Below are 9,838 nucleotides of genomic sequence, written 5' to 3'. Positions count from 1 at the left end.
GGGTTGCTGTCGCACTCACCGACGCCGGTCGCTGTCGTGCCGATCGAGTAGGCAGCGACCTCGTCCGCGATCGCTCGTCCTCATTCGACTGGCGCGCGGCGCAGCCTGCGCAGGTACGGGTCCTTACGCTGTGCCGGAGCGACCTGCCCATCGCCGCCTGTGACGCGCAGGGATCCGCTCTCGTCGAGCGCGACGTTGACGCGCACCGAGGCCAGTTGCGGGGAGTCGTCGATGAGTGCTGCGACGCGTGCCAGCAGATCGGTAAGGCGACCGCCCTCCACCGCGGTCGCGCGCCGCTCCGACAGGACGGTGTGGGCCAGTGCGGCAAGTTCGCCGGCTCCGGCCGGAACGAGCAGCGTCCTGGCCGCATCCGGGTCGCCGTCACGCGTGCAGGTGAGCAGGGGGCCGAAGACAGGGTCCTGCCACGCGGTCACCGTCAGCCGGCGCGCCCGGTTCGCGCCGCCGTCGTCGATGGGTCCGCGCGCGGACGCGATTCCGAAGGCTTCCAGCAGTTCCGCGCGCTCGGAGGCGTAGAGCGAGCGCCCGCGTGGCGTCGCGGCGAGAGCGGACCCGATCACGCGGCGCACTGCGGCGCGGTCGACGTGTCCGAGCTCGGGCTCCGGGTCCTCCGGTCGTTCGCGCACGGCCGTCGCCGCGGCAGCCGCGGCCAGCGCGGCGGCCGCGGTAGCGGCGTCGTTGTAGCAGGGTATTAAGTCGCCGCCGCGCGCGCCCTTGCCGGCGCTGGACACTCTGACGGTCTCGGCCTGCTCGGTGAGCACGGCCAGGACGGGGACCTTGAGGTTTCGGGTCAGGCTCCCGGCGGCGAGCGCGTTATGCGGAGCGACCGGGACCGTCGGCGCGAGCGCGATCAGCACGGCGTCGCAGGGCTCGGATTCCACGGTCTCGGTCAGCGCGCGCCGCAGCTGGTCCGCGTCGGCCGTGGCGGTCACGTTGCGCGCCGCGACGACTTCGAGTCCTTCCTTGACGCAGGCCTGCACGGCGAGGCTGAGCATGCCGCGGGTGTTTCCGAGGATCGCGACCCGCCTGCCCTGCGGCGCCGGCTGGTGTGCCAGCAGCGCCGCCGCGCTGACCAGGGCGCCCATCGACGGCACGGCGGTGATTCCGGCCTGGGCGTACAGAGCGGTGCGCGCCTCGCTGGGCGACTGCTCCGGATCGACCGCGAGCAGCGACACCCGGCGGGAGAGCCTGCGGGCGGTGCGGGCGAACTTGCGCGGGTTGCCGAAGGATTCGACGTGCAGCAGGCCGAGCCGGATCCGCTCGTCGCCCTCCCAGTGCATCAGCAGGTCGTTCGCGCTCACGTCGTACTTGTCGCCGACCGCCGCGAAGGTGCCGATCCCGATGCCGAGCCGGCCGAGGTGGCGCAGGACCGCGAGCCCGACGCCGCCGGACTGCACCGCGACGCCCACCGATCCGCGCAGGAACGGCCCGGGGGCCAGGCTGGCGTTCAGCACGCCGGAGCGCACCCCGGTGTTGACCACGCCGAGGCTGCCCGGTCCCAGCAGTCGCACGCCGGCCGAGCGGCAAGCCTCCAGCAGCGCGCGGCCCGAGGCGTCGTCGAACGCTGTCGAAGTCGCGATCACCGCGCGGGCGCCGTGCCCGGCGCAGATCTGCGCGGCCCGCGCGGCGTTCTGCGGCGGCGAGGTGATGATCGCGAGCTCGAAGCGCGCCTCCGGGTCGAGGTCCGCGGCGTCCGGGCCGCAGATCCAGAGCCGGCCGGCGAAGCCGCGCAGGTGGTCGAGCACGGCCCGCGTCGCAGGGTCCTGCTGATCGCCGACCACGGCGACCGAGCCCGGTTCGAGCAGGCGGCGCAGGCTGGCGTCGTCCGCGATGCGCTCGCGCCGCGCCGCCGCGTCCAGCAGGGCGACCCGCGCGGCGGCGGGCAGGTCGAGGTCCACGGTCACCAGCCAGGTTCCGTGGTCCCAGTTCTTGCGTACCGGGATGCCGAGGGTGGCGAACACGTCCAGCATGGCCCGGTTCTCGCCCTGGGTGATCGCGGTGAACCGGTGCAGCCCGACCCGGTCGGCCTCCTCCAGCAGATACTCGGCCAGCAGGGTGGCCACACCGCGGCCCTGCATCCGGTCCGCGACCACGAAGGCGATCTCGGCCTCGGCCGGATCGGCCGCGCGGATCCACTCGGCCATGCCGACGACCGCGCCGTCCAGCCACGCCAGCAGGGCGCCGCGGGTGCGCGGCATCGCAGTGGTGGCGGACTCAGGGGTAGTGGACGCAATGGCGGCTGGCGCGCAGACCGCATCGGCCAGCAGCTTTCCCGGGTACTTCGGGAAGCCGAAGAAGCGCCGGTAGATGCTCCCGCGGCCAAGCGCGGCGGCGAAGTCGTGCACCGCCTGCCAGTCCGCGGGCTCGGCGGCACGGATCAGCACGCAGCTGCCGTCGGTCAGCAGCGCGTAGGAGCCCCCGGTGTCCAGCTCGATTGTCATCGCAGTCGCCCCTTCCGCCCGCTCGACCGCGGGTCACGCGATGAGCATCCTGCGAAACCGCCCTGCGCCCCAGGGCCGGAGGCCACGAGCGAAACTGGGCCATTGGTCCCGCATGCCGCTACCGGAGTCGCCGATTTCGCGCGTCGCGCCGTGCCGTTCGTCCTGCGGACGCGTGCGGCGCCGCAGGTCCGACGTACCCGAGCACACGGGAACATCCCCACCCGGATTCGGGCCTTTTCGTGGTGTTCGCGGGACCTTAGTCCCTGCGATCGACTGTGTGGCGGGCCGTACCGTCGAGACATGAGAATCGTCGACTCCGCGCGGCTGCTGTCGCTGTTGGAAGGTATCGCGTACCCCGAGCCGCGCGTCGTCGCGTCCGGTAATCACGCCACGCCCTGGCACCTGCTGGAACTGGTCGACAAGGCACTGCCCCAGTACCGCCTCTTCCAGCTCAACTCGCAGCCCGGAATCCCGGTACGCGACGGCGTGCGGCACGAGTCGCCGTTCGTCGGCCCCGGCATGCGCGGCCTGCCCAGCCTCGACTACCTACCGGCGAGGCTCTCGCTCGTACCGCAGATCCTGGCCACAACCCACCACCCGGACATCGTCCTGCTGCACACCTCCGCTCCGCGCAACGGCAAGGTCTCCCTCGGCGTCGAGGTGAACATCCTGCCGGCTGCGATCGAGCGCACCCTAGCCGCGGGCGGCGTGGTCGTCGCGCAGCTCAACGCGAATATGCCCTACACGTTTGGCGATGCCGAGCTGCCGCTCGACACCATCGACTTCGCGGTGGAGCACGACGTCCCGCTGCCCTCTCCCGTGGGCATGCGCGACCCGTCGGCGGCGGACATTGCGGCGCGGATCGGCCGGCTTGTCGCGCCGATGATCGAGGACGGAGCCACGCTGCAGACCGGCATCGGCGCGATCCCCGACGCGGTGCTGGCGGCCCTCACCGAGCACACCGGACTTCGGGTCTGGTCCGAGATGATCAGCGACGGCGTCGTCGAGCTGTCCGCCCGCCGAGCCCTCGACGAGAGCACGCCGGTGACGGCGTCGTTCCTGTTCGGCGCGCCCGAGCTGTACACGTGGGCGGACCGCAATCCGGCACTTCGTATGGCGCGTACCGAGACGGTCAACGATCCGGCGCGTATCGCCGCGCAGCACGCGATGACGTCAATCAACACCGCTCTACAGGTTGACCTCTATGCGCAGGCCAACGCCTCGTACGCGCGCGACCGGATCTACTCAGGCTTCGGCGGCCAGACCGATTTCGTGGTCGGAGCGCTGCACTCGCCCGGCGGCCAGGCGATCATCGCGTTGCCGTCCTGGCACGCCAAGAGCGACACGTCCACGATCGTGCCCCAGCTGTGCACTCCGGCCACCTCGTTCCAGCACACCGCGATCGTCACCGACCAGGGCCGCGCGGACCTGTTCGGCCACAGCCAGCGCGGCCAGGCCGAGCACCTGATCGACAAGGCTGCGCGGCCCGAAGCCCGCGAGCACCTGCGGAAGGCGGCCGCCCAGCTCGGAATCCTCGCCTGACTCTCAGAGACGCACAACGACGCACCAGTGCCCGCCGGTAGCTCAATCTCACCGGCGGGCACTCGCAAACCCAGTTCTTGCTAGAAGATCGGCCCCGGGTTGAACGGACCCGGCGCGCTCGAGTCCGCCTTCTCCGAGCCGAGCCTGTCGACCACGGTCACGACGCCTCGCACGGCGCGCGCCGCACGTGCCGCCTCGGCGGTGTCGGACGGGTGCTCCAAGGTGCCGGTCAGCGTCACCACGCCGTCCTCAACCGCCACGCCGACCTCCCGCGCGTCGTGCTCCGACAGCGAGGCGGAGACCGCTTCGATCACGTCGCCCCGGATTTCACGGTCAGCACGCAGGTAGGCGCGCAGCAGGTCGCTGCGGGAGACGATCCCGACGATGACGTCGCGCCCGTCGACCACCGGAAGGTGCGACACCGAGTGACGCTCCATCAGGTACGCCGCCCGCGCCACACCGGTGTCCGGGGTCACCGTCACCAAGTTCACGGACATCAGCCGGCCGGCCGAAATCGCCTCGCTGCGGGCCTGCGCCTCACGTCCGCGCCGGGACAGCAGCTCCCAGAGCTCGGACTGCCCCTCCGCGGCGGCGGCTTCCTTCGCGATCAGGTCGGTACGCGACACGACGCCGATCACGCGCCCGATCGAGTCCACGACGGGTACCGCACCGATGCCGCGGCTGAGCATCGTCGTCGCGATCTGCCGGAACGTCTCGTAGGAGCGGACTGTGATGACGTCCTTCGTCATGACATCGCGCACCGTTGCGGCCGCCGACGGGGTCGTGTGCGTCGCACCGCCGCCGGTGCTTGCCTGCATATCGCTCATCCTTTTACTCCCTTCGAGCCGTTCCTCCCGCGTCAGCCGTGCGCGATCGGCACCGGTCGGTGTGGGTAGAGTTCGCGCCCGCCCTCGACTGGTGTGTGCTCGGCCGACGCGCCCCGGTGCGCCGGGACCCGGACTTCCGGGACGCTGTGCGGCTCGGGTCGCAGGACGGATGACGCGTGGCGCTGAGCGGGGATGGGCACCACGACGACCGGACAAGTCGCGCGGGCGACACAGGCCCTGGAGATGACTCCGAGCACAGGAGGCTGATACGGCCCCGCGCCGGCCCGCAGGCGGTGGTGATCGGCCTGCCCGAGCACGAGCATCCGCGCACCGATCGCCTGGCGCACCAGCACCTGACTCGGCACGCCCACCTCGATGACCCGCCTGGCGTGCGAGACGCCGCACTCGGCGACCATCTGCTCCACCATCGCCGCGTCGTCCATGACCGCGATGTCGGCGTCGCGCACCGAGTCGTGCACCGGATCACGCATCGCGTGCGGCGCGCGACCTGCGTAAGGCGCGAATCGGTGCGCGCGCGGGTCGATCACGTGCACCGCGATCAGCGGCGCTCCATGGGCCGCCGCTTCCTCGGCCGCCCAGCGCAGAGCGGCCATCGAGGCCTCGCTGCCGTCCAGTCCGACGACGATCGGGGCTGCACCACTCCGCATTTCAGGCATCGAGCTCACTCCTGCCAGGCATGCTGCTTGCGGTCGGTCGCGTCGGCCAGCGCGCGGGTGACGTCTCGGGCGGTGACCACGCCGAGCACGTGGGCGTCCTCGTCGAGCACCGGAACCGCGTCGAGGTGGTGCTCAGTCAGCGTTTGCGCACACGTACGCAGGTCGTCGTCAGGACGCAGCGCGATCCACGCCGCGCAACCCAGGCTCTGCACCGGCGTGGCCTTGAGTACCTTCGGGTCCAGCGGCCACAGGGTGGCCAGATGCCGGGTACCGATGACGCCGAGCGAACGGTTCTGCGCGTCGATGACGACCACATGCCGCGCGGGGCCGGTGAGGAATCGTTCAACGACTTCCCACACGCTGGTGTCGCTGCGCACGATGGCGCACGGCGGGCTCATGACGTCAGAGGCAGTCTTAGATTCGAGTACCGCGAGCGTGTAGTTGTCCATGCTTCGATCGTGCCGCCGCGAGGGCCGCACGATCAGGGACCTTCGACCCGGTCCGCCGCGCCACTGGACTCGAATCCGGGGGCTTGTGGTCCGCCACCAGGCGAAAGCCCGTCCAAGCCCCCGATCCAGCTAGCCCTTGATCCCCACCGTGCCGCCGGCCGCGATGTCCAGCCCCGTCGGCACCGTCCAAGTCAGGACGCTGCCACCCTGATCGCCCGGCTTCGCCGTGAACGTGCCGCCGAATTGCTGCGCTCGCTCGAGCAGGTTGGTCAGCCCGCTTCGCCGCCCGCCGGGCGCGATGCCCACGCCGTCGTCGCTGATCCGCAGTGCCACCTGCGTGCCGTCCGCCGTCAGATCCACATCCACCCGGGAGGCGCCCGCGTGCCTGGCCGCGTTCGACAGCGCCTCGCGCAAGACCGCCACCAACTGCTCCGCCACGTCCGGGCCGATCAGGTGCTCCACCGGACCGGTGAACCGCACGCTCGGCGTGAAGCCCAGCGCACTTGCCGCCTGCTCGCAAATCTCCATGACCTGCGCGCGCACGCCCGGCGCGTCCTCCTGGTCCTCCTCGTGCGCGTGCAACGCGAAGATGGTCGAACGGATCACCTTGATGGTGTCATCGAGGTCTGACACCGCCTGCGCGATCCGGCGCGCCACAGCCGGCTTCTGCGTGATCTTGTATGCGCCCTGCAGGCTCATCGAGGTCGCGAACAGCCGCTGGATCGCCAGGTCGTGCAGGTCCCGGCCGATCCGGTCCCGGTCCGCGTACAGGGAGAGCAGTTCGCTGTCCCGGCGCCGCTCGGCCAGTTCCAGCACCACCGCGCCCTGCACCGCCATGTCAGCGGTCAGATTCACCATCGCCATGTCAAAGTTCGGCGCGCCGGCCAGCCGGTACAGCGCGAACGCGCCGCGCACCTGCCCGGCCGTGCCGAGCGGTACCGCCAAGACCGGCCCGAACGCCACGTCCGGCAGCAGCCTGCCGGCCCGCGGGTAGTTGGCCATGTCGGCGACCACCTCGGCCTGCGCCGACTTGTAGACCGCGCCGATCAGCGTGTCCTCGACGTCCACGGTCATCCCGCGAACGCGCTCCGCGTTTTGCCCATCCGCGGCCACGACCAGCAGCTCGCCGCTGGCCGGTGACGGCAGCGCGATCACCGCGAGATCGGCGGCGGCGAAGGCGCGCACCCGCTGCGCGAACCCCGCCAGCACGTCGTCCATGTCCTGCTCGGAGAGCAGGCCGCGGGTCAGCTCCGCAGTCGTCTCCAGCCACGCCTGCCGGCGCCGTGCCTCCTCGTACAGCCGCGCGTTGTCGATCGCCACGCCCGCCGCCGCGGCCAGCGCGGTGAGCACGGCCTCGTCGTCGGCGTCGAACGGTGCGCCGCCGTGCTTCTCGGTCATGTAAAGGTTGCCGAAGATCTCATCGCGCACCCGGATCGGTACGCCGAGGAAGGAATGCATCGGCGGATGGTTCGGCGGGAAGCCGTACGAATTCGGATGCCGGCTCAGGTCCTCGGCGCGCAGCGGCTCCGGATGCCGGATCAACTCGCCGAGCAGTCCGTGCCCCTCCGGGAAATGCCCGATCGCGGCGATCTGCTCCGGGGAGAGGCCCACGGTGATGAACCGGGACAGCCGGCGCCCGTCCTCCCCAAGGACGCCGAGTGCGCCATAACGTGCGTCCACCAGTGTCGCGGCGGCTTGAACGATCCGGCTGAGCGCCTGCTCGAGATCGAGCCCGCTGCCGATGCCGACCACGGCCTCAAGCAGCTGACGTACCCGGTCCCGGGAAGAACGCACCGAGGCCAGCCGCGCCTGCAGCTCGTCGAGCAGCTCGTCGATGCGCAGCGTGGGCAGGATTCTGGAGACCTCGTCACCAAGCTGGTCGGCCACGGTCAACCGCCTCTCCAAAGGAGCGACCGGCACCGCGCGCCCGGCGCGCCGCGGAGTTCGCTCCTCCGGGATCACGGTACTGCGCTCGACCCGCTCGGCACGACCGCTCCGTCCCCGCGCGTGGTCGTTACCACCCCGTTCGATGCGCGCCCGCCGCGCGCGGCCCGCCCTGGTTCGGCTTCCGGCGCCCGCAAGGACGCCTCGCGCGGTCCAAGCCAACGCCCGGTCACCACAGTCAGCGGGATACGGATCAGGTAGTCCTTGACCCCCGGCGCCCACGGCACAGGGCCGTCCTCGCGGGCCCGTGCCAACTCAATCTCGTCTGTCACCAGCTGCGCGGTTCCGAGCACCGAGACAGACCAGCCCGAGCGCGTTGTCCGGTTCAGTTCGTCGGTCTCGAACGCCACCACCGCCCCGCGCACCGCCTGTCCCAGCGAGGAGGCCGACCCGGTCCAGATCAGCACCGCGCCCCCACGCACCGCGAAGTTCACCGGTCGGATCGCCGGCAGGGCGCGCCGGGTGTAGACGAGCCGCCCGACCTCCTGCGACTCGAGCAACGCGATGGCTTCGGCGCGGGTGAGCACCTCAAGCCCGTTTGCATCGATTTCCATGAGCTGATGCTGAGCCTTCATCCTGCGGCAGCGACAGGGCCGAAGGGCCTGAACCGCCTTCCGCCCCCTGTTCGCTGGCCTGTCTCGCCTTTGCGCCGTCTCGCCCTTGCCCCATCCGGCCCTCGACCTGGTCTGGTTAGCGGGCCAACCAACCCGGTCCGGCGCACAGGTTTACCCCGCCTGGCGGAACTCACTGCGGAACTCTGTGGCGGAACTCAGCCGTGCCCGCCCCGCCCACCCGTCTTCAACTCCGACACCAACACCGCAGCCTGCACCCGCCGCTCGATCCCGAGCTTCGCCAGCAGCGAGGAGACGTAGTTCTTCACCGTCTTCTCGGCCAGGAAAAGCCGCTCGCCGATCTGCCGGTTGGTCAGCCCCTCGCCGATCAGCTCCAGGATCCGCCGCTCCTGCCCGGTCAGCCCGGCCAGCGGGTCCTTGCGCTCCCCGCCGCGCAGCCGCTGCATCACCGAAGCCGCCAGCTTCGGATCCAGCAGCGAGCCCCCGGCCGCGACCGTGCGCACGGCGCCGACCAGGTCTGTCCCGCCGACCTGCTTGAGCAGGTACCCGGAGGCGCCGGCCAGGATCGCGTCGAACAGCGCCTCGTCATCCGAGAACGAGGTCAGCATCAGGCAGGCCAGCTCCGGCATCCGCGAGCGCAGCTCACGGCACACGGTCACCCCGTCGCCGTCCGGCAGCCGCACGTCCAGCACCGCCACCTGCGGCCGCACCGCAGGAACCCCGCGCCAACGCCTCGGCGGCCGTGGAGGCTTCCCCGACCACGACGAACTCGCCCTCGATCTCCAGCAGGTCCTTCAGGCCCCGGCGCACGACCTCGTGGTCATCAAGCAGGAACACGCGCACTGGACTCGTGCCCGTGCCGGTGCCTGCACCCGTGCCAACGCCAGACGCGGGGCTGGGGGTGGAGGCGGAGGAGGCAGAGGCGGAAGCGTTGGCGGGGGCTGTCGCGGAGTCGGGGCGTGAACCGATCCCGGCGTGCGCTGCCGGGCGGAAATTCTCATACGACTGGGTCATATCTAGACCGTAGACCCGGCCGGACCCCTCTGGGATGGGTCCAAGGTCCCGTCGAGCCCCGCGCATAGACAGGCCGTTGAGCCACCCGTGCACCAGCCCACCGACTCATGCCCCCGCCCGGCCGCCAGCGAGATCGTTCCAGTGCACACAGACACGAAACCGACCCGCCCACCCCACGGAACCCACAGCGGACAGCTCCGCCACCCCCGCCACCTCCGCAGCAGACAACACCCGTCAGACCCTCGATCGCCCCCAAGGAGGGCACCCCCATGCTGCACACCGCCCGCTCTCTGGTCCGCTGGCTTACCGCCCTGACCGGCTTCGCCCTGCTCATCGCCGGACCGATCATGATCG

7 protein-coding genes and 1 pseudogene are annotated in these 9,838 nt (G+C 71.1%); 1 reads left to right on the top strand and 7 read right to left on the bottom strand.

Annotated features, from left to right (window positions below):
* Window positions 1-80: 80 nt before the first annotated feature.
* A complete protein-coding gene (locus VFA06_RS13350; protein ID WP_324840848.1) occupies window positions 81-2,459 on the bottom strand; it encodes a GNAT family N-acetyltransferase in 2,379 nt (792 codons plus the stop codon).
* Window positions 2,460-2,759: 300 nt separating this feature from the next.
* Here VFA06_RS13350 and VFA06_RS13345 point away from each other — a divergent pair, with 300 nt between their 5' ends.
* Complete coding sequence (locus VFA06_RS13345) at window positions 2,760-4,001, top strand: acetyl-CoA hydrolase/transferase family protein (protein WP_324840847.1); 1,242 nt, start codon at window positions 2,760-2,762, stop codon at window positions 3,999-4,001.
* A gap of 80 nt (window positions 4,002-4,081) precedes the next feature.
* Here VFA06_RS13345 and VFA06_RS13340 read toward each other — a convergent pair whose 3' ends face one another.
* The 6 genes and pseudogenes from VFA06_RS13340 to VFA06_RS13315 all read right to left on the bottom strand — a co-directional run bounded on the left by VFA06_RS13340 (window position 4,082) and on the right by VFA06_RS13315 (window position 9,313).
* Window positions 4,082-4,828 (bottom strand): CBS domain-containing protein, encoded by a 747-nt coding sequence (locus tag VFA06_RS13340; protein WP_324840846.1) that lies wholly within the window; start codon window positions 4,826-4,828, stop codon window positions 4,082-4,084.
* A 32-nt stretch (window positions 4,829-4,860) separates the two neighbouring features.
* Window positions 4,861-5,505: a universal stress protein gene (locus VFA06_RS13335; RefSeq protein ID WP_324840845.1), complete on the bottom strand. Its 645-nt coding sequence runs from the start codon at window positions 5,503-5,505 to the stop codon at window positions 4,861-4,863.
* A gap of 5 nt (window positions 5,506-5,510) precedes the next feature.
* A complete protein-coding gene (locus VFA06_RS13330; RefSeq protein WP_324840844.1) occupies window positions 5,511-5,954 on the bottom strand; it encodes a CBS domain-containing protein in 444 nt (147 codons plus the stop codon).
* A gap of 129 nt (window positions 5,955-6,083) precedes the next feature.
* Entirely contained in the window at window positions 6,084-7,841 is a 1,758-nt protein-coding gene (locus tag VFA06_RS13325) for a GAF domain-containing sensor histidine kinase (protein ID WP_324840843.1), read from the bottom strand.
* 71 nt (window positions 7,842-7,912) lie between these two features.
* Window positions 7,913-8,452, bottom strand: coding sequence for a pyridoxamine 5'-phosphate oxidase family protein (locus tag VFA06_RS13320; RefSeq protein WP_324840842.1), 540 nt, complete (start codon window positions 8,450-8,452; stop codon window positions 7,913-7,915).
* A gap of 215 nt (window positions 8,453-8,667) precedes the next feature.
* A pseudogene (locus tag VFA06_RS13315) lies at window positions 8,668-9,313 on the bottom strand (response regulator).
* Window positions 9,314-9,838: the final 525 nt, after the last annotated feature.

Source organism: Actinocrinis sp. (assembly GCF_035653575.1).
GTDB lineage: Bacteria > Actinomycetota > Actinomycetes > Streptomycetales > Catenulisporaceae > Actinocrinis.
Note: the sequence above shows the minus strand (reverse complement) of the source record. Positions and strands in the feature narration are given on the sequence as shown.

What these genes read in the sequence shown, in the direction of transcription:
- VFA06_RS13350 (WP_324840848.1), bottom strand. Translation starts at nt 2,459, where the DNA reads ATGACAATCGAGCTGGACACCGGGGGCTCCTACGCGCTGCTGACCGAC.
- VFA06_RS13345 (WP_324840847.1), top strand. Translation starts at nt 2,760, where the DNA reads ATGAGAATCGTCGACTCCGCGCGGCTGCTGTCGCTGTTGGAAGGTATC.
- VFA06_RS13340 (WP_324840846.1), bottom strand. Translation starts at nt 4,828, where the DNA reads ATGAGCGATATGCAGGCAAGCACCGGCGGCGGTGCGACGCACACGACC.
- VFA06_RS13335 (WP_324840845.1), bottom strand. Translation starts at nt 5,505, where the DNA reads ATGCCTGAAATGCGGAGTGGTGCAGCCCCGATCGTCGTCGGACTGGAC.
- VFA06_RS13330 (WP_324840844.1), bottom strand. Translation starts at nt 5,954, where the DNA reads ATGGACAACTACACGCTCGCGGTACTCGAATCTAAGACTGCCTCTGAC.
- VFA06_RS13320 (WP_324840842.1), bottom strand. Translation starts at nt 8,452, where the DNA reads ATGGAAATCGATGCAAACGGGCTTGAGGTGCTCACCCGCGCCGAAGCC.